Origin of the sequence: Pseudomonas sp. 09C 129 (assembly GCF_002843625.1) — a bacterium.
Lineage (GTDB): Bacteria > Pseudomonadota > Gammaproteobacteria > Pseudomonadales > Pseudomonadaceae > Aquipseudomonas > Aquipseudomonas chlororaphis.
In genome coordinates, this window is the sequence record NZ_CP025261.1 from 3640965 (window position 1) to 3665283 (window position 24319).

Sequence of the window (24319 nt, forward strand, 5' to 3'; positions counted from 1 at the left end):
TATCGCAGCCTCGCAGGCTCGGCAGCGGCTACAGGCGCGATCGGTGTAGCCGCTGCCGCAGGCTGCGATCGGCCCGGAACGGGACGCGCTCTTGAGGCCGTCGAAGGTCCTGCGGACCTTATCGCAGCCTCGCAGGCTCGGCAGCGGCTACAGGCGCGATCGGTGTAGCCGCTGCCGCAGGCTGCGATCGGCCCGGAACGGGACGCGCTCTTGAGGCCGTCGAAGGTCCTGCGGACCTTGTCGCAGCCTCGCAGGCTCGGCAGCGGCTACAGGCGCGATCGGTGTAGCCGCTGCCGCAGGCTGCGATCGGCCCGGAACGGGACGCGCTCTTGGGGCCGTTGAAGGCCCTGCGGGCTTTGCGCAGCCAGCAGGCTAGCGGCTACAGGGCAGTTACACAGCCACGGACCAATGAATTTTTCAGGAGTTACCCATGGCGAAGAAAACCAGGTCAGCCACCTTCATCAAGGACCCGCTCTGGTACAAGGACGCGGTGATCTATCAGGTTCACGTCAAATCCTATTTCGACTCCAACAACGACGGGATCGGCGATTTTCCCGGGTTGATCGCCAAGCTCGACTACATCGCCGACCTTGGGGTGAACACCATCTGGCTGCTGCCGTTCTATCCCTCGCCGCGCCGCGACGACGGTTACGACATCGCCGAATACCGCGGCGTCAGCCCCGACTACGGGACCCTGGCCGACGCCCGGCGGTTTATCGCCGAGGCCCACCAGCGCGGGCTGCGGGTGATCACCGAGCTGGTCATCAACCACACCTCGGACCAGCATCCCTGGTTCCAGCGGGCGCGCAAGGCCAAGGCCGGCTCCAAGGCGCGGGATTTTTATGTGTGGTCCGATGACGATCAGAAGTACGACGGCACGCGGATCATCTTTCTCGACACCGAGAAATCCAACTGGACCTGGGACCCGGTGGCCGGCCAGTACTTCTGGCACCGCTTCTATTCCCACCAGCCGGACCTCAACTTCGACAACCCGCAGGTGATGAAGGCGGTGCTGTCGGTGATGCGCTACTGGCTGGACATGGGCATCGACGGCCTGCGCCTGGACGCCATTCCTTACCTGATCGAACGTGACGGCACTAACAACGAGAACCTGCCCGAGACCCACGACGTGCTCAAGCAGATCCGCGCCGAGATCGACGCCAACTACCCGGACCGCATGCTGCTGGCCGAAGCCAACCAGTGGCCGGAAGACACCCAGTTGTACTTCGGTCAAACAAAGAAGGGCGACGTGAAGGGCGACGACGGCGATGAATGCCACATGGCCTTCCACTTCCCATTGATGCCGCGCATGTACATGGCGCTGGCCCAGGAAGACCGCTTCCCGATCACCGACATCCTGCGCCAGACCCCGGAGATTCCCGCCAACTGCCAATGGGCGATCTTCCTGCGCAACCACGATGAGCTGACCCTGGAGATGGTCACCGACCGCGAGCGCGACTACCTGTGGAACTACTACGCCGCCGACCGCCGCGCGCGGATCAACCTGGGCATTCGCCGGCGCCTGGCGCCGCTGATGGAGCGCGACCGCCGCCGGGTCGAACTGCTCAACAGCCTGCTGCTGTCGATGCCCGGCACGCCGACCCTGTATTACGGCGACGAGATCGGCATGGGCGACAACATCTACCTGGGCGACCGCGATGGCGTGCGCACACCGATGCAATGGTCGATCGACCGCAACGGCGGCTTCTCCCGGGCCGACCCGGCGAGCCTGGTCTTGCCGCCGATCATGGACCCGCTGTACGGCTACCAGTCGGTGAATGTCGAGACCCAGGCCGGCGACCCCCATTCGCTGCTCAACTGGACCCGGCGCATGCTGGCGATCCGCAAACAGTCCAAGGCCTTCGGCCGCGGCAGCCTGAAGATGCTGTCGCCGAGCAACCGCCGGATCCTGGCCTACACCCGCGAATACACCGGGCCTGACGGCAAGCACGAAATCATCCTCTGCGTGGCCAACGTGTCGCGCAGCGCCCAGGCGGCGGAACTGGACCTGTCGGCGTTCGCCGGCATGGTGCCGGTGGAGATGCTCGGCGGGAATGCCTTCCCGCCGATCGGCCAGCTGAATTTCCTCCTGACCCTGGCGCCCTACGGTTTCTACTGGTTTGTCCTGGCGGCGGAAAACCAGATGCCGAGCTGGCATGTGGAGCCGGCCCAGAGCATGCCGGACTTCACCACCCTGGTGCTGAAAAAACGCCTCGAGGAATTGCTCGAAGCGCCGTCGCGCACCACCCTGGAGCAGAGTTCGCTGCCGACCTGGCTGCCCAAGCGTCGCTGGTTCGCCGGCAAGGACAGCGCCATCGAGCAGGTGCACATCGCCTATGGCGTGCGCTTCGGCGATCCGCAGCATCCGGTGTTGCTCAGCGAGCTGGAGGTCAGCGGCGGCGGCCAGAGCGGGCGCTACCAGCTGCCGTTCGGCTTGCTCGGCGAAGAGCAGATCGGCGCCGCGCTGCCGCAGCAACTGGCCCTGGCGCGGGTGCGCCGTGGCCGCCAGGTGGGGCTGATCACCGACGCCTTTGCCCTGGAAAGTTTTGTGCACAATGTCCTGCAGGCGATCCAGGCGCACACCGTGCTGCCCTGTGGTGATGGCGAGATCCGCTTCGAGGCCACGGAGCAACTGGCCGGGCTCGGCCTGGGCGCGGCATCCGAAGTGCGCTACCTGTCCGCCGAGCAATCCAACAGCTCGGTGGTGATCGGCACCAGCCTGGTGCTCAAGCTGATCCGCAAGGTGGCCAGCGGCGTGCACCCGGAACTGGAGATGAGCGCCTACCTGACCGCCGCCGGCTTCCAGCACATTTCACCCTTGCTCGGTTCGGTGATCCGCCGGGACGGGCAGGGCGAGGACAGCCTGCTGATGATCGCCCAGGGTTACCTGAGCAATCAGGGCGATGCCTGGGAGTGGACCCAGAACAACCTGGAGCGGGCGATCCGCGACGAACTGGCCGACGCCATGTCCGAGCAGGACCAGCATTACAACGCCCTGGGCGAGCTGCGCGACTTTGCCGGCATGCTCGGCCAGCGCCTGGGGGAAATGCACCAGGTCCTCGCGGCGCCGACCGCCAACCCGGCCTTCCGCGCGCGGCCGAGTACCGACAAGGACGCCCAGGCCTGGGCCAGGCAGATTGGCGCACAACTGGAACGGGCCTTGCACTTGCTCAAGCAGCATCAGGCTGAGCTGACGGCCGAGGATCGACAGCGCGTGGCGTCGTGGAGCCAACACAAGACGGCGATCCTGGCGCATATCCAGGGCCTGGCGAAACAGGCGGTCGGCGGCCTGCGCATGCGCGTCCACGGCGACCTGCACCTGGGCCAGGTGCTGGTGATCAAGGGCGACGCCTACCTGATCGATTTCGAGGGCGAACCGGCCCGGCCGCTGGACGAGCGCCGGGGCAAGCACAGTCCGTACAAGGACGTCAGCGGCGTGCTGCGCTCCTTCGACTATGCCGCGGCGCTGGCCCTCGGCGGCCAGAGCCTCGACGCCTCGGCCCACGCCCTGGCGGCCCGGCAGCGGGTCACCGAGCGTTATCTGCGCGAAGCCCGCGAGTCGTTTGTCCAGGCGTACCGGCTGGCGGCAGCTAGTCTTGCTCATGCCTGGCAGGAAAAGAATGGCGAGGACGCCGCGCTGGCCTTGTTCAGCCTGGAGAAAGCAGCCTACGAAGTGGCGTATGAAGCGGAAAACCGTCCGGCCTGGCTCGCGGTGCCGCTGCGGGGGCTGCATGTGCTGCTAAGTGATATGAAGGTTGAGTGATGTGAAACCCTTTTCCGATACAAAAAGTGCTGGAGAGCAGTCATGAGTTTCTCGAACAAGGAACAGGGTCAGGTCAAACAGGCAATGCCCGCCGCGCGGGATGTCGAGGCACTGGTGCGTGCCGAGCACCAGGACCCCTTTGCCGTGCTCGGCCCCCATGGCGACGGCGCCGGCGGCCAACTCATCCGTGCCTTCCTGCCGGGCGCCCTGAGTGTGCAGGTGCTGGCTCGCGATGGCGTGACAGTGCTGGGCAGCCTGGAGGGCACCGAGGTGCCGGGGTTGTTCGTCGGGCACTTTGCCCAGGCCCAGCCCTATCTGCTGCGCACGCAATGGGCCGGTGGCGAACATATTGGCGAAGACCCTTACAGCTTCGGCCCGTTGCTGGGGGAGATGGACCTGTACCTGTTCGCCGAGGGCAACCACCGTGACCTCAGCGCCTGCCTCGGCGCGCAGCTGAAAACCGTGGAGGGCGTCGACGGCGTGCGTTTCGCGGTCTGGGCGCCGAATGCCCGGCGGGTCTCGGTGGTCGGCGACTTCAACGTCTGGGACGGACGGCGGCACCCGATGCGCCTGCGTCATCCGTCCGGGGTCTGGGAGCTGTTCGTGCCGCGCCTGGGCCCGGGCGAAGCCTACAAATATGAAATCCTCGGCGCCCACGGCATCCTGCCGCTGAAGTCCGACCCGGTGGCGCTGGCCACTCAGTTGCCGCCGGATACCGCCTCGAAAGTCGCCAGCCCGCTGAGCATCGACTGGCAGGACCTCGACTGGATGCAGGCCCGCGGCGAACGCCAGCGCACAGACGCTCCCTTGTCGATCTACGAACTGCATGCCGGCTCCTGGCAATGCGAGGTGGACGATCTGGGCGAGGTGGCGCGCCAGTACGACTGGCACGAACTGGCCGAACGCCTGATCCCCTATGTGCAGAACCTGGGGTTCACCCATATCGAGCTGATGCCGATCATGGAGCATCCCTTCGGCGGTTCCTGGGGCTATCAGCCGCTGTCGCAGTTCGCCCCCAGCGCCCGCTACGGCAGCGCCGACGACTTCGCGGCGTTCGTCAACGCCTGCCACCTGGCGGGCATCGGGGTGATTCTCGACTGGGTGCCGGCGCACTTTCCCACCGACGCCCATGGCCTGGCGCAATTCGACGGCACCGCGCTGTACGAATACGGCAACCCGCTGGAAGGTTTCCACCAGGACTGGGACACCCTGATCTACAACCTGGGGCGCACCGAGGTCCACGGTTTCATGCTGGCGTCGGCGCTGCACTGGCTCAAGCATTTCCATGTCGACGGCCTGCGGGTGGATGCCGTGGCCTCGATGCTCTACCGCGACTATTCGCGCAACGCCGGGGAGTGGGTGCCCAATCGCCATGGCGGACGCGAGAACCTTGAAGCCATCGACTTTTTGCGTCACCTGAATGACGTGGTGTCCCTCGAGGCGCCGGGCGCCCTGGTGATCGCCGAGGAGTCCACGGCCTGGCCGGGCGTCAGCCAGGGCACCCAGCAAGGCGGCCTGGGCTTTGCCTACAAATGGAACATGGGCTGGATGCACGACTCGCTGCATTACATCCAGCAGGACCCGGTGTACCGCGCCCATCACCACAACGAACTGAGCTTCGGCCTGGTGTATGCCTGGTCCGAGCGCTTCATCCTGCCGATCTCCCACGACGAAGTGGTGCACGGCAAACGCTCGCTGATCGACAAGATGCCCGGCGACCGCTGGCAGAAGTTCGCCAACCTGCGGGCCTACCTGAGCTTCATGTGGACCCACCCGGGCAAGAAGCTGCTGTTCATGGGCTGCGAGTTCGGCCAGTGGCGCGAATGGAATCACGATCAGCAACTGGACTGGTACCTGCTGCAATACCCCGAGCACCGCGGCGTGCAGAAGCTGGTGGGCGATCTCAACCGGCTGTACCGCGAGCATCCGGCGCTGCACGACCAGGACGACGCGCCCCAGGGCTTCCAGTGGCTGATCGGCGACGACGCGATCAACAGCGTCTACGCCTGGCTGCGCTGGAGCAAGGACGGCAAGCCGCTGCTGGTGGTAGCCAACTTCACCCCGGTGCCGCGCCAGGCCTACCGGATCGGCGTGCCCTTCGCCGGGCGCTGGGGCGAGTTGTTCAACAGCGACTCCGATACCTACGCCGGGTCCAACTATGGCAATGGCGGCGGGGTGTTCACCGAGGACGTGGCGAGCCACGGCCAGGCGTTGTCGCTGGCGTTGAACCTGCCGCCGCTGGCGGTGCTGATCCTGCAACCCGAAGCGTGATATCGACTGGCCGCTGCGCGTAGCGGATCGCGAGCAGACACCCTCAAGTTGTCCCTGAAAACCCAATCTCCTGTAGCCGCTGCCGCAGGCTGCGATCGGGCTCGCAGAGCCCGCAACCCGGACGACGCGTATGGCCGATGCTCCCTTTGCGTCGGCTGCGCCGCCGATCACAGTCTGCGGCGGCTACAGGTTTTTACCAGCGCATCCGCACACCCAGGCTGCCGATCAGTCCGTTGAGGTCGTTGTCGTCCACGTCGCTGCTGTAGTCGGCGCTCACGTACAGGCTGACGGCGGGGGTGAGCCTGGCCACCAGGCCCAGGCCGACTTCGACCGTGGAGGACTTGTGGCTGCTGCTGATCTTGTCGACCTTGTCCAGGGTCAGGGTGTCGCCGCTGTACACCGTGTGCCACAAGCTGGTGCGCACATAGGGTTCCACCGAGTGCCCGGCGATGTCATAACGACCTTGCAAGTGAGCCCCGACGCGGCCGCTCCAGGCGTTGAGGTTGCCGGCGGAGCGGGTGCTGCTGTCGGCATTCGGGTTGTCCAGGCTGACGCGCTGGTTGATCAATTGCGCCTGGGGTTCGACCACCCAGTTGTCGCTGATGCCGATGGGAATCCCGCCTTGCACCGACAGGGTCACCGCGCTGCCTTCGGCGGCTTGCCGCTGGCCTTGCTCGGTGCGGCTGAAGCCGCTGACCCGGGCGCCGCTGGCCGACAGATCGACGTGCCAGCCCTGCGGACCGGTCAGGCTCCAGAACGCGCCAAGACTTTGACCCTGGACACTGAAACGGTCGTTACGCGGGTCGCTGAAACCGCCGGGCACGCCCTGGCCGTTGGCCTGGAACTGGCTCTGGCCGCCCAACAGGCCGATGCGCTGGGTATGCCCGCTGCTGCTTTCCAGGGTGTAGAGCACCGGGCCGCCGGGCGTGCCGTTGATGCTGCTGGCAAAACGCGAACCGAGGTAGCCGGCGTCGGTCTGCCGCGCTGCGGGCCCGTACAGCGGGTCCCAGACCTGCGGGCTGCCTTGCACGATACCCAGGCTATTGCCCTGGGGCTGGCTGGCCGGCATGGGCGTCGCGGAGGGCGCGGGTGTCAACAGGCGGTTCAGGAGCAGGTCCTGGCGATACCAGAGCTGCGCCTCGTCCTCGGCAGGGGACGCTTGTACCTCCATGGACGCGCACAGCAATACCGAAGCGGAAACTGTGCACAGAATGATCTTGATCTCTTGTGGGGTGAGTGAAGTTTTCATGGAGGGCTACCTTGCAATCGCATGCCGTGTCTCGCCGTGGCGTCTCTCCTACCCCGAATGAGGGGCGACCGAGTTCGTTGAGGCAAGGCTCGGCGACCCGCTCTAGAGCAGGTATCCGAGGCTTGCCCCTGGTTGTATTTCCGGGGGTAGTAAGCTGTAGCTAAGGAGACGACAGGGCAGCCGTCAAGAAAATGACCGACCAGTGGCGTAGGTAATTCAGGCTGTGTAACCGACTGAAAAAAAGCGATTCTCTAAGTTCTTGTTTGTGCGAAAAAACGTCGAAAGAGGCGGGGAAAAGCGATTTTCGGTAGCCCACTACCGACTCGTCCTTTGCGGGTGAGTCGGTAATTTTCCTGGGCCAAGGGCCGCGTCAGGCCTTGGCCAGCGCGCTGGCCGCTTCGTCGATCAGGCCGGCGACCGCGGTTGCCGGGGAGGCGAGAGTGGCCTGGTGGACCGCCAGACAGATGATCCTCGATGCCTGGGCGAAGGCATCAGAGGTGCACTTCCACCGCCAGCGGCAGGTGATCCGACAGGTGAGTCCAGGGCTTGTGCCCGAGGATCTTCGGTGCGTGGCTGCTGGCGTTGCGCAGGTAGATGCGGTCCAGGCGCAGCAGTGGCCAGCGCGCCGGGTAGGTCTTGGCCGGCCTGCCATGGTGGCGTTCGAAGGCTTCGTGCAGGTCGTCGCGGCGGGCGAGGGTGGCATTGCCATGTAACTGCCAGTCGTTGAAGTCGCCGGCGATGATCACCGGCGCATCGTCCGGCAGCGACTCGAGCAACTGGCACAACAGCGCCAGTTGCAGCTGGCGATGGCTTTCCAGCAGGCTCAGGTGCACGCAGATCGCGTGCACTTCGGCATGCCCCGGTACATCCAGCACGCAATGCAACAGCCCGCGGCGCTCCGGGCCGGTGATCGAGACATCGAGGTTGCGATACTGGCGGATCGGGTATTTCGACAGCAGGGCGTTGCCGTGATGGCCATCGGGATAGACCGCGTTGCGTCCGTAGGCGAAGTCGCTCCACATGCTGTCGGCGAGAAACTCGTATTGCGACTGCTGGGGCCAGTTGCCGTAGCGGCTGGCGTGGCGGTCGTGCTCGCCCAGCACTTCCTGGAGAAACACCAGGTCGGCCTGGGTGCTGCGGACCGCGTCACGCAGCTCCGGGAGAATGAAACGGCGGTTCAGGGCGGTGAAGCCCTTGTGGGTGTTGACGGTCAGGATGCGCAGGCGATGGATCGCCGGGGTTTCGTCTGGCGCTGCCGACGTGACCGGACGCCTGGTTGAATCGGTGCTCACGCTCACTCCTCGTAATCAGGGCGGTTACTCATGCGACTGACACTTTGCCGGTCAGTTCAGGTTTGCCCCCGGTCTGCCCGCATCGGGGCAGCCCTACATGAAAAAGATTTCGTAGGACTGGCGCAGCCGCTCCAGCACCACCGGCGTCAGGGTCGGGGCCAGGCCGATGCCCGGATCGCCCTGCAACTGGCTGGCATAGGCATGCGCCGCATGGCGCTTGCGGGCCACGGTCCAGGTGTCGAGGCGCAACTTGCGGGCGCGGTGCCAGGGCAGCAGCTGTTCATCGCGCGCCGGCCAGTGCCAGGCCCACACCGGCACTTCGTGGAACGCCACGCCAGCCAGGGCCGCGGCCTTGGCGCTGGCCCGGCCGACGGCGTCGTGATCGTCGTTGCCGTCTTCGCGCCAGGTGCTGAACACCACGTCATCGGGGCGCAGGTAACGGCCAATGAACTGGCTCAACTGATGCTCGCGTTCCTGCAGCCCACTGTCGGCAAAGCCGCCGCGAATCCACTGCAGGCTGTGCAGGGGCAAACCCAGGCGGCGCAGGGCCTCGACACTTTCCTGGGGACGGAACACGCTCAGGCGCCGCTCCGACCACAGGTCGGAGCCGGGGTGGCTGGCGCTGCCGTCGGTGATGGAAATCAGTTGCAGCGGATGGCCATGGTGGGCCAGTACCTGCAGCAGGCCGCCGCAGGTCAGCACTTCGTCGCCGGGGTGCGGGGCAATGACCACCGCGCGAAATCCGGGCGGCACCAGGCTGGCAAGGTTGATGGAGGGGACGTCGAGCAGTTGGCGGGCGCCGTTCCAGACCTGCTCCGGCCAGTTGTCGCTCAGTGGTATGGATCTCATGGGTGTCACATCCTTGTTCCGGGGCAGTCGGCGCGCGGTGACGGACCGGGCCGCTTGGGTTCGCACCCGGTATCGGTCCGGGTGCCGGCGCTCCATACCTTGGATTGCCGTCTTGCAAGAGCGTTCAATCATACACAGCCGTTGGCCACCGTCGCAGGGGGCAGCGATTTTTTCCGATGGCGACGCTCAGCGGTTCAAGATAGCGGGGAATGGATATCCGGCACCATCGTACATGTGTCTGATGGGCTGGCCACTGCCCGCCATTCAATCCGGCAAATGGCCAATGACCTGCTCAATCGTCATCCTCGTGCTGCAGTTCGAACAGCAGCAGCGAGCGCCCGGTCACCGAGTACCGGTGGCCGAACTCGAAGCGTTCCTGGCCTTTCACCGAGGGCTGGTTGGTGTCGATCATGCAGGTCCAGAAGCCGCCGTCGGGCACTTCCGGCAGGCTGAAGTTGACGATGTCGTGATGGGCGTTGACCACCAGCAGCAGGGTCGCGTCGGCGCCGGGGCGGCGTATCCCGGTTTCCTGGGCGCGGCCGTCGAGCAGCATGCCCAGGCAGCGGCCGTGGCTGTCCTGCCATTGTTCGATGGTCATCTCGCTGGCGTCCGGGGCGAGCCAGGTGACGTCCTTGACCCCGATATCCTCGTTGTAGTTGCCCACCAGGAAGCGTCCGCGGCGCAGGATCGGGTAGGTCATGCGCAGCTTGACCAGGCGCTTGACGAACTTGAGCAGCGACTTGCCGTCCTCGTCCAGGTCCCAGTTGACCCAGCCGATTTCGCTGTCCTGGCAATAAGCGTTGTTGTTGCCGTGCTGGGTGCGGGCGAACTCGTCGCCGGCGACCAGCATCGGCGTGCCCTGGGCCAGCAGCAGGGTGGCGAAGAAATTGCGCATCTGGCGCAGGCGCAGCGCATTGATCTGCGGGTCGTCGGTGGGGCCTTCGACGCCGTGGTTCCACGACAGGTTGTGGTTGCTGCCGTCCTGGTTGTCCTCGTCGTTGGCTTCGTTGTGCTTATCGTTGTACGACACCAGGTCATGCAGGGTGAAGCCGTCGTGGGCGGTCACGAAATTGACAGAGGTATAAGGCCGCCGGCCGCGCTGGTTGAACATCTCGCCGGAGGCGGTCATGCGCGCGGCGAAGTCGGCGAGTTGGCCGTCGTCGCCTTTCCAGAAGGCGCGCACGGTGTCGCGGAACTTGTCGTTCCACTCCACCCAGCCCGGCGGGAAGCCGCCCACCTGATAACCGCCGGGGCCGATGTCCCACGGCTCGGCGATCAGCTTCACCTGGCGCAGCACCGGGTCCTGGCGGCAGGCCACGAGGAAACTGTGGCGCTCGTCGAAGCCATCGTGGTAACGCCCGAGAATGGTCGCCAGGTCGAAGCGAAAACCGTCCACGTGCATTTCCGTGGCCCAGTAGCGCAGCGAGTCGGTGACCATCTGCAGCACGCAGGGGTGGCTCAGGTCGAGGGTGTTGCCGGTCCCGGAATCATTGATATAGAAGCGTTTGTCGTCGGGCATCAGGCGGTAGTAGGAGGCGTTGTCGATGCCGCGCATGGACAGGGTCGGGCCTTGCTCGTTGCCCTCGGCGGTGTGGTTGTAGACCACGTCGAGTATCACTTCGAGCCCGGCTTCGTGCAGGTGCGCGACCATTTCCTTGAATTCGGCGATCTTGCCGCTGGCCAGATAGCGCGGGTCGGGGGCGAAGAAGGCGATGCTGTTGTAGCCCCAGTAATTGGTCATGCCCTTGTGCAGCAGGTGCTGGTCGTTGACGAAGGCATGGATCGGCAACAGCTCCACCGACGACACCCCGAGCTTGCGGATGTGCTCCAGCACATCGTCGACCATCAGCCCGGCGAAGGTGCCGCGCACCGCCTCCGGCACCGAAGGGTGACGCATGGTGAAGCCACGCACGTGAGTCTCATAAATGATCGTTTTGTCCCAGGGCACGCTGACCCGATGATCGTGGCCCCAGGTGTGGGCCGGGTCGATCACTTTGCATTTGGGCACGAAGGGCGCGCTGTCGCGCTCGTCGAAACTGAGGTCGGCATCGGGGTGCCCGATGGTGTAGCCGAACAGCGCCTCGGACCATTTCAGCTGGCCCACCAGCTGCTTGGCATACGGGTCGATCAGCAGCTTGTTGGGGTTGAAACGATGACCGTTGGCCGGGTCGTAGGGGCCATGCACCCGATAGCCGTAGATCAGCCCGGGGTGGGCGTCGGGCAGGTAGCCGTGGAAGATCTCGTCGGTGTATTCCGGCAGTTCGATGCGTTCCAGCTCGACTTCGCCCGTGGCATCGAACAGGCAGAGCTCGACCTGGGTGGCATTGGCCGAGAACAGGGCGAAGTTGACCCCCAGGCCGTCCCAGGTCGCGCCGAGCGGGAAGGGCAGGCCTTCGCGGATGCGCGAGGGCTCGGTGGCTTGCGGGGTTTTCGGCGTGGCGGCTGTTTTGGCGGTGGTCATGGGTGCTCCTGCGAATCAGATGGGCGAATGGGCTCCCTGTGGCGCTCGGGCGCGCCACGCACATGGGCAAGGTCGGCAGTGGAGGGTGGCGCGAACGCCTCGCGGCAGAGGCGTCAGCTGGTCGCTGGCTTGCGCGGTGCCCGCGGCTTTTTCGCCGCGCTGCTTTTGCTCCCGGGCGGCAATCCTTTTTCTGCGGGAGGCCGCTTTTCTCCAGGAGGCACCCTTTCTCCAGGAGGTACCAGGGGTGCCGCCGCCGCGGGTTTGGCGACGGCCTTGGGCTTTGCCGCGGGCTTGCCGGGTTTGGCGCTGGCGGCTCGGGTCGCCCTGGGCGGCTTGCTCGGGGCCAGGGCCTCGGCTTCGGCCAGCTTGCGGGCCATTTCCCAATGCCGGTGTTCCTGGCCGTCGGGCCGGCCTTCCGATTCCCAGATTTGATAGGCGAACTCACGAATGCGTTTGTCGTCGGTACTCATCGCAATGCTCCTGAACTGAACTCAAGTTTGGATGAAAAGGTTGACCGGGAAATCCCGCAATGCGCTGCTGATTATCAGATCCTTGTGGGGTGTGACTGCCCCCGTGGAAAAAAGTCCCTTCAGGTTTTGTCCTGGCGCGGCGAATGGCAGATGCACACGCGTATCGCCCCAATCCGGCGCGTCGACCCGCGGTTGCGCGCCGCTTTCCAGCAGCCCGGCGACCAGCCTGGGCACAATCACCACGGCGCGTTGGCCCTGGTGTTCGCGCATGAAGGCCAGCACCTTGCCAGCGTGTCGCCCCTGTACCGGCAGCGGCTGGTAAGTGCCCCGGCGAAACAGCTGCGGGTACTCGCCCCGGCGCGCCAGCGTGGCGGCGATCAGGGCCTGCTTGATACGCCCGTCACGCCAGTGGGCCAACAGTTCCATGGTTTCGCCGCAAGGGTCCAGAGCCTGCTGTCGGGCGGCGAAATCCACCGGGCGACGGTTGTCCGGGTCCACCAGGCTGAAGTCCCAGAACTCGTTGCCCTGATACAGGTCCGGCACGCCGGGCACGGTCATGCGCAGCAAGGATTGAGCCAGGCCGTTGAGGGCGCCAGCGGGCGCGATGACCTGGACGGCCGCGCCTATGGCGCTGCGCAACGGCAGGCCCTCGGGGCTGAGCAACAGGCGCTCGATGAAGTGGTGCACGGCACTTTCATAGGCCTCGTTGGCCGCCGCCCAGCTGCTGTGCAGCTTGGCTTCGCGCAGGGCTTTTTCCTGCCATTGCCAGAGGCGCTGGGCATAGTCGCGCAGGCCCTGGCGGTCGTCGCTGTGCAGTTCCAGCGGCCAGCTGCCGAGCAGGGCCTGATAGAGGATCAGCTCGTCGCCGGCGCCGGGCGCCTGGGGATCGCTGCGCAGGGCCTGGGCCAGGCCGCGCCAGTGTTCCACCTGTTCGACGTACCAGGGGCCGAGTTCGCTGAGTACCGCCAGGCGCGCGCGGGTATCTTCGCCGCGCTTGTGGTCGTGGGTGGCGCTGGCCAGCAGGTTGTCGGGGAAAGCCTCCAGGCGCTCGCGGCAGGCGGCGTGGAAATCTTCCACCGGGGCGCAGAACTGTTCGGTGGAGAAACCCACATCGTTGCGCGACAGCAGCACCGCCGAGCGATAGAGCGCGGTGTCTTCCACCGCCTTGGCCGCCGCCGGCGAGGTCAGTTGCTGGAAGCGCACGCAGGCATGCTTGAGCACCTTGCGCGGGCGCCCCGGCGGCAGCTGGCGCCAGCCGCGGCCGCCGAGCCACTGTTGCAGGTAGGCCAGCACCGGCCAGTCGGCTTCGCCCAGGGTGTCACGGGCGCCTTGCAGGGCCTGCTGGAAAAACCCCTCATCTGTCGCCGAGCGCCCGCAGGCACCGATGTAGGTGCGGTACACCGGGAAGTGCACGATCAGTTCCTGCAAGGCACGGCGAATGGCGCCGAGGGTCAAGTCGCGGCTCATCACATCGTTGCGCGCCACTTGCAGCAGGGCCTGGGCCACGCTTTCGAAATCGCTGGCCAGCGAGCCGTTGAGCAATTGCTGGCGCGCCAGCCGGGCCTCTTCGAGAAAGGCCGCTGGCCGTTCGCTGTGCCGGCTCCAGAGTTCGGCCAGGGGGGCGGCGCCTTGCGGGTCGTGTTGCAGCAGCGACAGCTGGTTCATGAATTCATAGCCGGTGCTGCCGTCCACGCCCCAGTCGCGGCGCAGGGTTTCGCCAGCGCCGAGGATCTTCTCGACGTAGATCGGCAAGTGCTGGCCGGGGCGCAGGGCGTCGACCCGGCGCCGCAGTTTGCGGCAGTAGCCGCGGGGATCGGCCAGGCCGTCGATATGGTCGATGCGCAACCCGTCCACCAGGCCGGCGGCGATCAACTGGAAGATTTTGCCGTGGGTGGCCTCGAACACCGCCGGGCGCTCGACCCGCAGCCCACCCAGCTCGTTGACGTCGAAGAAACGCCGCCAGTTGATGTCGTCCGCCGCGGTGCGCCAGCTGGCCAGGCGGTAGCTCTGCTGCTCCAGCAGGGCGTGCAGGCGGGCGAATCCCTGCGGCTGGCGCGAATCGTAGCGCGCCAGGTGCTGCTCGATGGCCGCGCGGACCTGCGGTTCATGGGCGGCTTCCTGCAGTTGCTGTTGCAAGGGCTCGGCCTGGGTGTGGGCGTCGGACTGGTAGCGCAGGGTGCTGAAGGCATCGGCCAATGGCTTGAGACGTTCGGCCGGTTCGGCGTCGGTCTCGCACTGGAGCCGCAACAGTTCGCCATAGTCGCTGGGGCAGATCGGGAAATGATGCTGGTAATGCTCGACATGAAACTCGCCCCGTTCGGCATCGAAGTACAGCCTCAGCGCGCCTTCCTGCAGGGCCACGCCGTAGTCGCTGCCGAGGAACGGCAGCAGCAACTGGCCTTCCAGCAAGGGGTCGGGGGAGTGCCACTGGATATCGAAGAATTCGCCGTAGGGGCTCAGGCGGCCCCAGCACAGCAGGTCCTGCCACCAGGGATTGTCCGCGCCGCCGACCGCCATGTGGTTGGAGACGATATCCAGCAGCAGGCCCATGTCGTGCTGGCGCAGGCTGCGGACCAGACGCTCCAGAGCGGCCTCGCCACCCAGCTCGGGGTTGACCCGGGTCGGGTCGACCACGTCGTAGCCGTGCATCGAGCCGGCGCGGGCGCACAGCAGCGGCGAGGCGTACAGGTGGCTGATGCCCAGGCGGGCGAAGTAGGGCACCAGCGGCACCGCGTCGTCGAGAGTGAAGCCGCGATGAAACTGCAGGCGCAGGGTGGCCCGCACGGGCGGGCTGTGGTGCGTGGAATCCTTCATCGGTCGCGCTCGTGGGCCTGTTGCCGGGCGCAGGCCAGCAGCTCCAGGCGGCGCGCGGCGTCCGGGTCGTCGAGCAAGGCCGCGCTGCTGCCGGCCAGGCGCCGACGCCAGTTGGGATGGCTGTCGAGGGTGCCGGGCAGGTTGGCCTGTTCGTCGATGCCCAGGGCGTCCTCCAGGGGCAGCAGCACCAGCGGTGCGCGGGTATGGCCGAGGAAGCGCACGCTGGCGTCCACCACCTGGTCGGCTTCGTGGGTGGCTATGTGGGTGGCTATGTGGGGAGCTTCACGAAAATTCTGCGGGTCGCGACTCAGGGCGTGGCGCAGGCCCTCGCGTTCGCGCTGGCGATGTTCGCGCCAATGGGTTTCGCCGCTTGCGTCCACCAGGCCCAGGCGCGCGCTCCAGTCGATGTCGCGGCCCTGCCACCAGCCGTTGAGGGTCGGCAGGTCGTGGGTGCTGGTGGTGGCCAGGGCGTTGTCCGGCCAGTCGAGGATCGGCCGGAAATGCGTGCCGTGCTCCTGCTCGAACAGCAACACGCGCATGCCGAGCATGGCCCGCGCGCTGAGTTTTTCCCGCAGGCCGTCGGGCACCGTGCCGAGGTCCTCGCCGAGGACGATCGCCTGGTGCCGGTGCGATTCCAGGGTCAGCAGGCGCAGCAGGTCGTCCACCGGGTAATACAGGTAGGCGCCGTCGCAGGGCGGGGCGCCGAGGGGGATCACCCACAGCCGCTGCAAACCCATCACATGGTCGATGCGCAGGCCGCCGGCATGGGCGAAGTTGGCCCGGAGCATTTCGATGAAAGCGTGGAAGCCATTGCGCACCAGGCCCTCCGGGGAAAAGGCGGAAATGCCCCAGCCCTGGCCCTGGCGATTGAGAATGTCCGGCGGCGCGCCGACGGTCAGCGCCGCCAGCAGTTCGTCCTGGCGGCTCCAGGCTTGGCTGCCGCCGCCGTCGGCGCCCACCGCCAGGTCGGCGATCAGGCCGATGCCCATGCCGCTGCTGCGGGCGGTGGCCTGCACCCGCTCCAGGCAACGGGCGATCAGCCATTGGCAGAAGGCATAAAAGCCGATATCGGCGGCGTGCTCCTCGGCGAACTGCGCCAGCGCCGGGCTGCGTGGGGTGCGCCAGGCGTCGGGCCATTCGCGCCAGTCGAGGCTTTCGCCGCGGGCCGCGCGCTGGGCCTGGATGGCTTCGAAGCGGCAGTGGTTTTCCAGGGCCTCGCCACTGGCGTGGCGGAAGCTGGCGAAGTCCTGGTGCAGCGGATGCTCGCCCTGGCAGAAGCCGTCATAAAGCGCGCGCAGGACGTTCTTCCGGGCCTGGGCCGCCACCGGCCAGTCGACCATCGGCTGTTGTTCCAGCTGTTGCAGTTGCGGCCCGAGGCCGCTGGCATCGATCGCGCTGCGCCAGGCCCGCTCGCCGAGAATGGTCCCGGGCGCGGCGTACAGGCTGTTGAGAAACAACCGGCTGGACGGCGAATAGGGGCTATAGCGGCCGGTGTCGCTGCTGAACATGGCATGCAGCGGGCTGATGGCCACGGCCTCGGCGCCCCGTTCGCCGGCGACCCGGACCAAGTCTTCGAGCGCTTGGGTATCACCATAACCGCCATCGCCTGCGCGGCGCAGGGAATACAGCTGCACGCTCAGGCCCCAGGCACGGGGCGTGGCCTGGTCCACGGCGTCGGCGACGCTGTAGCAGCGCTCGGGCGCCACGGCCAGGGTGAAGTGCTGGCCGGCGATGCTCACCTCCTGGTAACCCACCGGCACCAGGCCCGGCAGCATGGAGTTGGCGTCCAGCCTGAGGTTGAGCACACCGCCGTCTTCCAGGTGGATTTCGCAGGGCGTGTCCGGCGCGAAGTAATGCCCCAGGTCCAGGCCCTGGCCGGCGTCGGCGGTCAGCAGCGGCGGCAGTTGCCGGCTCTGCTGCACCTGTAGCAGCTGGCGCAGGCTGGCTTCGATCTGCCGGTCGTTGTCGGCCGGATGGCCAAGGCTGGCCAGCACGGCGCGCAGCACCCGTGGCTCGACCCGTTGCGGGCGGCCGTTGGCGTCGATCCAGTCGACGGCCAGGCCGGCCCGGCTGGCGAGGATTTCCAGTTGCGCGTCGCTCATGGGTGTTCTCCGTCAAGGTCTGGCGTGGGGGCGACTGCGCCGAGGCTGACCAGCGCGCTATAGGGGGCGAGAGTGCCTTGGTGCAACCGCTCGAACGCCTGGGCCGGGTATTCGAACAGGCGCTGCGCCGCGCTTGGCGGCTGTTGCTCGACGTTGTGCGGGCTCAGGTTGAGGTCGATGCGCAGTTCCTGGCCATTGCCCAGGCGCCAGCGGGCACAGAGCGCGCCTTCGGCCAGCACCTCGGCGCCCAGGGCTTCGGCGCCGGGCAGGTAGGGCACGATGTGCTCGTGGCGCAGTTGCAACAGCTGGCGATACAGCGCCAGGGTCTGCTCGCCCTGGACCGGGTCCGCCTGCGGCCTCGACGCGAGGAAGGTGTCCGGCGCGTTCGGGTCGGGAATCTGCTCGCGTTTATGCGGATCGGCGAAGGCGCTGAAGGCGGCGAATTCGCCGCGCCGGCCCTCGCGCACCGCGTCCGCCAGTTCGCCGTGGTGGCTGGTGAAAAACAGGAAGGGCTGCGGCGCCGCCAGTTCGTCGCCCATGAACAGCAGCGGGATCATCGGCGACAGCAGCAACAGCACCGTGGCCGCCTGCAATGCCTGTGGCTCGGCCAGGCGCACCAGGCGCTCGCCGAAGGCGCGGTTGCCGATCTGGTCGTGGTTCTGCAAAAACAGCACGAAGGCGCTGGGCGGCAAATGGCTGCTGGGTTCGCCGCGAGGGGTGCCGTGGCGGGTGACGTGGCCCTGATAGACGAACCCCTGGCTCAGGCAGCGCGCCAGTTTCTCGGTGGGGCGTTCGGCGAAGTCGGCGTAGTAGGCGTCGGTCTCCCCGGTGAGCAGCACATGCAGGGCGTTGTGGCCGTCGTCGTTCCACTGCGCGTCGAAGTGCTGCTCCAGCAGGCTGGCCTGGTTGTACTCGTTTTCCACGGTCAGCCAGACCTGCCGCGCCGGGTCGATCCGGCGGCGCACCCGATGCGCCAGTTCATGCAGGAAGTCCGGGTCGTCGATCGCATGCACGGCATCCAGGCGCAGGCCGTCGAAGCGGTACTCCAGCAGCCACATCAGGGCATTGTCGATAAAGAAGTCGCGCACGGGCTGGCGGCGAAAGTCGATGGCCGCGCCCCAGGGCGTGTGCCGGTCTTCCCTGAAGAAGGCCTTGGCGTAGTGGTGCAGGTAATTGCCGTCGGGGCCGAAGTGGTTGTAGACCACATCGAGCATCACCGCCAAGCCCAGGCCGTGGGCGCAGTCGATCAGGTGCTTGAGGTCGTCGGGCGAACCGTAGGAGGCTTCCGGCGCATAAGGCAGGACGCCGTCGTAGCCCCAATTGCGATCGCCGGGAAACTCCGCCAGGGGCATCAGCTCGATGGCGGTGATGCCCAGCTCGGCCAGGCGTGGCAGGTGTTTTTCCACTGCGCGGTAACCGCCGAGCACGCCCACATGCAGCTCGTAGATCACCGCTTCGTGCCACGGCCGGCCTTGCCAGTGCGGGTGCCGCCAGCGATAGGCCCGGGGATCGACCACCAGGCTGGGGCCGTCGATGTCGCCGTCCTGGGCCCGGGACGCCGGGTCGGGCACGCGGATCTGGTCATCGATATCGAAGCGGTAGCGGGTGCCGGGCGGGCACTGGCCGATGACCATGAACCAGCCGTTGGCTCGGGGCAGCATGGGCAGCGACATGCCGTCTTCGAGTTCGACGCTGACGTGCTGTGCGTCCGGCGCCCAGAGGGCAAAGCGGGTGCGCTCGGCATCGAGCGCAGTAGCGCCGTGGGGCCAGGTTTCCAGAGTCCTTGACGGCATCCAGGGTGCCCTCTCAGGGTTTGGCCGATTTTCCCAAGGCCTTGGCCACCAGCTGTTCATAGAGTTCGGCGTAGGGTTCCACCGCCTTGCACCAGTTGAAGGGCGCGGCCATGGCCCGGCAGCGCATGGCGTTGAGCAACTGCGGATAGGCGAACACCTTGAAGGCGCGGCCCAGGGCCTCTTCGTAGCTGGCCACGGTGGATTCGTCGAACAGAAAACCGGTGACGCCGTTCTCGATGGTGTCGGCCAGGCCGCCGGTATTGCGCGCCACCGGCAGCGAACCGAAGCGCTGGGCGTACATCTGGCTCAGGCCGCAGGGCTCGTAGCGCGAAGGCATCAGCAGGAAGTCGCTGCCGGCGAACATGCGGCGGGCGTCGGTTTCGTTGAAACCGATGTTCACCCCGATGCGCCCGGGGAAACGCGCGGCCAGGGCGCGCATGGCCTGTTCTTCCTCCGGCTCGCCGCGACCGATAATCGCGATCTGGCCGCCGGACTTGACGATGTACTCGGCCACGCCTTCGGTAAGGTCCAGGCCTTTCTGGTAGACCAGGCGCGAGACCACCGCGAACAGCGGGCCGCTGCTGGGGTCGAGGCCGAACATCTGCCGCACATGGGCGGCATTGGCGGCCTTGCCTTGCCAGTCGCCAATGGCGAAGGGGGTGGACAGGTGCGGGTCGGTGGCGGCGTCCCAGCTTTCGTCGATGCCGTTGGGGATGCCGCTGAGCAGGCCTTGCTGGGTCTTGCTGGCGAGGAAACCGTCAAGCCCGCAGCCGAAGGCCGGGGTGGTGATTTCCTGGGCATAGGTGGCGCTGACGGTGGTGATGTGGCTGGCGTAGGCCATGCCGGCCTTGAGGAACGACAGCTTGCCGTAGAACTCCATGCCTTCCTGTTGCAGGGCATGTTCGGGGATGCCCAGCTCCGGGCAGGAAGCCAGGCTGACCACGCCCTGATACGCCAGGTTATGGATGGTGAACAGGGTCGGCGTGCGTTGCCCGCGCCAGTGCATATAGGCCGGCGCCAGCCCGGCGGGCCAGTCATGGGCGTGCACCAGGTCCGGGCACCAGTGGATCTGCGCCAGGTTGGCGGCGATGTCGGCGGCGGCCAGGCCCAGGCGGGCGAAGCGGATATGGTTGTCCGGCCAGTCGCGGCCGTTGTTGGCGCCGTAGGGCGTGCCTTCGCGCTCATAGAGTTCGGGGCAGATCAGCACATAGATCACCAGGCCGTCGGGCATGTCCATGCGCCCGATCTTGCAGGCCGGCAGGGCCGCGTGGCCGCCCAGCTCGCCTATGATATGAATCGGGTTTTCGCTGTGCATCACCTGCCGGTAGCCAGGGATCAGCAGGCGTACATCGTGCAGGTGCGCCATGGCGCGGGGCAGGGCGGCCGACACGTCGCCCAGGCCGCCGGTCTTGACCAGGTCGGCGATTTCCGAAGTGACGAACAGGACCTTCTTGCGATTGGGGTTGTGGCGGATCAAGGGTAGTGACGTCTTGCCACCTGGGGCGAGAATCGATGTGGAGACCGTTTCACCGGCCAGCGGCAGAGGATGCTTTCCCTGGGTTTGCAATACGGCACTGGTCATCTGTTTCTCCCGTTTTATTGATCTGTTCCTGGCATCTGCCGGCGGTGTCAAAAGGCCAATCCGGTGGCCGGGCACAAAAAACGTTGCGCATGCGAAAGCCGAACGCAGCCTCATGCGTCGACGCAAAGAGGGTGAAGGGGCCATTGCAAGGATTGCACCAGTCGCCAAGGCCCTACCTTTAACCTGACCCAAGGCGTGAGCCAAAAGTTTCGACTTTATTTCCCTGGGAGTGACTGTCCGGTCACTTTTCGAATTCCAGTCTAGGACAGAAGTTAGAGCGCGGGCGTGACGATTAGGTTTTCTCGGGGCGAAGGTTGCGCTGCCCCGGAATAAAGCCGACGAAAGGCAGTCTCGCGCACCGGCCAGGGGCGAGGCTTTTTCGCCTTGGCGCGAAAACGGTGAGGGGCTGCAAGGGAGCGGTGCGGGGTGAAGGTGCTGGCGCTCGATGATGGTGCAGGGCAGTGCTGGCGCAATGCCCTGGCGTGGTTCAGCCCAACTGGCGGATCGGCTGGCCGGCGGCCCAGGCCTGGATGTCTTCGATCATCTGGGCGAAGAACTGCCGGTAGTTTTGTTGGCTGACATAACCGACATGGGGCGTGGCCAGTACGTTGGGCAGGCGGCGCAACGGATGATCGAGGGGCAGCGGCTCCTGCTCGAACACATCCAGCGCCGCGCCGGCCAGGCGCCCGCGTTCGAGGGCGCTGATCAGCGCCGCTTCATCGACGATCGGCCCGCGGGCGGTGTTGACCAGCAGCGCCGAGGGCTTCATCCAGGCCAGCGCCTGGGCGTCCACCAGGCCGCGGCTGCGTTCGCTGAGCACCAGATGCACCGAGAGTACGTCGGCCTGTTCGAACAGCTGCTGCTTGTTCACGTAGGTCACGCCGGCCGCCGCGGCCCGTTCGGCGGTGAGGTTCTCGCTCCAGGCGATCACCCGCATGCCGAACACCTGGCCGAACTGCGCCACCCGCTGGCCGATGCTGCCCAGGCCGAGAATGCCCAGGGTCTTGCCGTGCAGGTCGCCGCCCAGCCCCTGTTGCCAGAGGCCGGCGCGCAGCGCGCTGGCTTCGCTGAGCAGGTTGCGGGTCTGGGCCATGATCAGCGCCCAGGTCAGCTCCGGCGCCGCGTGCTTGTAACTGTCGGTGCCGCACACCTGGATGCCCAGGCTGGCCGCGGCGGCCAGGTCGATGGCGGCGTTGCGCATGCCACCGGTGAGCAGCAGCTTGAGCCGCGGCAGGCTGCGCAGCAGGGCCGCGTCGAAACGGCTGCGCTCGCGCATCACGCAGATCACCTCGAATGGCGCCAGGCGCTCGCTCATGGCGGCGGTGTCGCTGGGGTAGTCATGGATAAAACTGACCTGGCCGATGCCCGCCAGCACCGACCAGTCCACGACGTCACGGGCAACGTCCTGCCAATCATCGATTACCGCGATCTGCACACTCATGAAGGCTCCGGGGAAAACGCATCAATGTGACGCCAGCCAGCCCAGCAGGGCCTGGTGGAATTGCGCCGGTTGTTCCATCTGCGGGGCGTGGCCCAGGCCCGGGAACTCGATCAGGGTCGAGTGCGGGATGAGCCCGGCCACCTGCTTGCCCAGCACCTGGTAGTTGCCGATCCGCGCCTTGACCGCCGGCGGCGCGATATCGCTGCCGATCGCCGTGGTGTCGGAGGTGCCGATCAACAGCAGGGTTGGCATCTTCAGATCCTTGAACTCGTAGTACACCGGCTGGGTGAAGATCATGTCGTAAATCAGCGCCGAGTTCCACGCCACCCGCGTGTGCCCGGGCCCCTTGTTGAGGCCGGCGAGCATGTCCACCCAGCGCTCGAATTCCGGCTGCCAGCGGCCGTCGTAATAGGTGCTGCGTTCATAGTTGCGGATACCCTCGGCCGACAGCTTGAGCTCGCGGGCGTACCACTGGTCGACGCTGCGGTAGGGCACGCCGAGGGCCTTCCAGTCTTCCAGGCCGATCGGGTTGACCAGCGCCAGTTGCTGCACCTGCTCGGGGTATTGCAGGGCATAACGGGTGGCCAGCATGCCGCCGGTGGAATGGCCCAGCAGGCTGACCTGCCGGACGCCCAGCCGGTCCAGCAGTTGCCGGGTGTTCTGCGCCAGTTGCTGGAAGCTGTATTGATAGTGCTCGGGCTTGCTGGAGGTGCAAAAGCCGATCTGGTCTGGGGCTATGACCCGGTAGCCGGCATCGCTCAAGGCCTCGATCGAGGTGTCCCAGGTCGCGCCGCAGAAATTCTTGCCGTGCATCAGCAGCACGCTGCGACCGTTGGGCGTGCCCTTGGCCGGCACATCCATATACCCCATCTGCAAGGCCTGGCCCTGGGACTCGAAGGCAAAGTGCTGCAGCGGGTAGGGATAGTCGAAGCCTTGCAACTCGGGACCGTAGGCCGGGCCTTCGGCGGCAAGGGCGGGCAGGGCGGCGGTCAGCAACAGGCCGGGTAACCAGCGGGTGAGGCTCCGGCGGGTGGGGCTTAGGGACATACATGACCTCCGAGGGAAATGAGCTGATCCTGGCGCGGCGTGATTAGCGCGACATTAATAAGCAGAGGCCATCGCCAGGGCGAAACGTTCCCTTCGTGGTCAGCCTGGAGGCGTACCCCGTCAGCTCAACCGACCCAGCCGAGGGTCATCCAGGCCAGCACGCCATACCGCGCGCCCTTGGCCAGGGTGACGACCAGCAGGAAGCGCTTTAGCGGTTCGCCCATGATTCCGGCCACCAGGGTCAGCGGGTCGCCGATGATCGGCAGCCAGCTCAGCAGCAGGGACCAGTGGCCGTAGCGCTGGTAATGGCTGCGGGCCCGTTGCAGGTGGCGTGGGCCGACGGGGAACCAGCGGCGGTCCTTGTAGTGTTCCAGGCGCTGGCCCAGCCACCAGTTCACCAGGGAACCCAGGACATTGCCGAGGGTGGCGACGGCCAGCAGCAGCCAGACCGGGTGCTGGCCGTTGAGCAGCAGCCCCACCAGCACGGCCTCGGATTGCAGCGGCAGCAGGGTGGCGGCGCCGAAGGCCGCCAGGAACAGGCCGAGGCAGGCGGTGAGGATCAATGGGCCGGGTAGTCCGCGACCACCACGTCCTTGCCGTCCTTGGTCAGGCCGATAACCTGGTAGGCGTCGGCGGGCATGCCGTCCATTTCCATGCCGGGCGAGCCCATGGGCATGCCGGGGGCGGCGACGCCGAGCAGGTCATCGCGCTTGCTCAGGGCCAGCACCTGGTCCGCCGGTACATGGCCTTCGACGAATTTGCCGTTGATCACCGCGGTGTGGCACGACGCCAGGCGCGGGGCCACGCCCAGGCGCTGCTTGACTTCGCTCATGTTGCTTTCGACGTGGTCGTTGACCTTGAAGCCGTTAGCTTGCAGGTGCTCGATCCATTTCTTGCAGCAACCGCAGTTGGCATCGCGGTGCACATCGATCGGGATCAGGTCGGCGGCCTGGGCCAGGGAGCCGACGAGCAGGGCAGACAGGGCTGCCAGGCGCAGAGTGTTGTGCATAGGAAGTCTCTTGATCATCAGGGCGCCTTGGGGCGGGGTGTTGGGCCGACAGGGTGGCGTATTTTGCTACTTTTCTCGAGCGCGGCGCAGCGCTTGTGTTTCAACGTTATACCGAGCGCTGGCCATTCAGGTTGTCTGGTCCTGCGCGTTGTCGTTCATCGCGGGCAAGCCTCGTT

Annotated in this window: 15 protein-coding genes; 2 read left to right on the forward strand and 13 right to left on the reverse strand. The window is 66.4% G+C overall.

Annotated features, from left to right (window positions below):
* The first annotated feature begins 430 nt into the window (after positions 1-430).
* Together treS and glgB are read left to right on the forward strand one after the other, a co-directional pair.
* A complete protein-coding gene (treS, locus tag CXQ81_RS16530; RefSeq protein ID WP_101337841.1) occupies positions 431-3763 on the forward strand; it encodes a maltose alpha-D-glucosyltransferase in 3333 nt (1110 codons plus the stop codon).
* A 42-nt stretch (positions 3764-3805) separates the two neighbouring features.
* A complete protein-coding gene (glgB, locus tag CXQ81_RS16535; RefSeq protein ID WP_101337842.1) occupies positions 3806-6034 on the forward strand; it encodes a 1,4-alpha-glucan branching protein GlgB in 2229 nt (742 codons plus the stop codon).
* Positions 6035-6227: 193 nt separating this feature from the next.
* Here glgB and CXQ81_RS16540 read toward each other — a convergent pair whose 3' ends face one another.
* From CXQ81_RS16540 to CXQ81_RS16600, 13 genes are all read right to left on the reverse strand, one after another.
* Positions 6228-7283 (reverse strand): autotransporter outer membrane beta-barrel domain-containing protein, encoded by a 1056-nt coding sequence (locus CXQ81_RS16540; RefSeq protein ID WP_101337843.1) that lies wholly within the window; start codon positions 7281-7283, stop codon positions 6228-6230.
* A gap of 491 nt (positions 7284-7774) precedes the next feature.
* Positions 7775-8575, reverse strand: coding sequence for an endonuclease/exonuclease/phosphatase family protein (locus tag CXQ81_RS16545; protein ID WP_009043699.1), 801 nt, complete (start codon positions 8573-8575; stop codon positions 7775-7777).
* Positions 8576-8668: 93 nt separating this feature from the next.
* On the reverse strand, positions 8669-9424 hold the full coding sequence (locus CXQ81_RS16550) for a PIG-L deacetylase family protein (protein WP_101337844.1): 756 nt from the start codon (positions 9422-9424) through the stop codon (positions 8669-8671).
* A gap of 292 nt (positions 9425-9716) precedes the next feature.
* Complete coding sequence (gene glgX, locus CXQ81_RS16555) at positions 9717-11885, reverse strand: glycogen debranching protein GlgX (protein WP_101337845.1); 2169 nt, start codon at positions 11883-11885, stop codon at positions 9717-9719.
* A 113-nt stretch (positions 11886-11998) separates the two neighbouring features.
* Positions 11999-12355: a DUF2934 domain-containing protein gene (locus tag CXQ81_RS16560; RefSeq protein ID WP_092418685.1), complete on the reverse strand. Its 357-nt coding sequence runs from the start codon at positions 12353-12355 to the stop codon at positions 11999-12001.
* Positions 12356-12376: 21 nt separating this feature from the next.
* Complete coding sequence (locus CXQ81_RS16565; RefSeq protein WP_101337846.1) at positions 12377-15169, reverse strand: malto-oligosyltrehalose synthase; 2793 nt, start codon at positions 15167-15169, stop codon at positions 12377-12379.
* Positions 15166-17271 (reverse strand): 4-alpha-glucanotransferase, encoded by a 2106-nt coding sequence (gene malQ / locus CXQ81_RS16570; RefSeq protein WP_101337847.1) that lies wholly within the window; start codon positions 17269-17271, stop codon positions 15166-15168. The genes CXQ81_RS16565 and malQ overlap by 4 nt, the downstream gene beginning before the upstream one ends.
* Positions 17268-19064, reverse strand: a complete 1797-nt coding sequence (treZ, locus tag CXQ81_RS16575; protein WP_101337848.1) for a malto-oligosyltrehalose trehalohydrolase — start codon at positions 19062-19064, stop codon at positions 17268-17270. The genes malQ and treZ overlap by 4 nt, the downstream gene beginning before the upstream one ends.
* 13 nt (positions 19065-19077) lie before the next feature.
* Entirely contained in the window at positions 19078-20646 is a 1569-nt protein-coding gene (gene glgA / locus CXQ81_RS16580) for a glycogen synthase GlgA (RefSeq protein WP_007926775.1), read from the reverse strand.
* A gap of 487 nt (positions 20647-21133) precedes the next feature.
* On the reverse strand, positions 21134-22087 hold the full coding sequence (locus tag CXQ81_RS16585; RefSeq protein ID WP_007926773.1) for a D-2-hydroxyacid dehydrogenase family protein: 954 nt from the start codon (positions 22085-22087) through the stop codon (positions 21134-21136).
* Between the two features lie 21 nt (positions 22088-22108).
* Positions 22109-23134: an alpha/beta fold hydrolase gene (locus CXQ81_RS16590; RefSeq protein WP_101337849.1), complete on the reverse strand. Its 1026-nt coding sequence runs from the start codon at positions 23132-23134 to the stop codon at positions 22109-22111.
* Between the two features lie 125 nt (positions 23135-23259).
* A complete protein-coding gene (locus CXQ81_RS16595; RefSeq protein WP_087091092.1) occupies positions 23260-23697 on the reverse strand; it encodes a YqaA family protein in 438 nt (145 codons plus the stop codon).
* Positions 23694-24143: a DUF411 domain-containing protein gene (locus tag CXQ81_RS16600; protein WP_016704754.1), complete on the reverse strand. Its 450-nt coding sequence runs from the start codon at positions 24141-24143 to the stop codon at positions 23694-23696. The genes CXQ81_RS16595 and CXQ81_RS16600 overlap by 4 nt, the downstream gene beginning before the upstream one ends.
* Positions 24144-24319 lie beyond the last annotated feature (176 nt).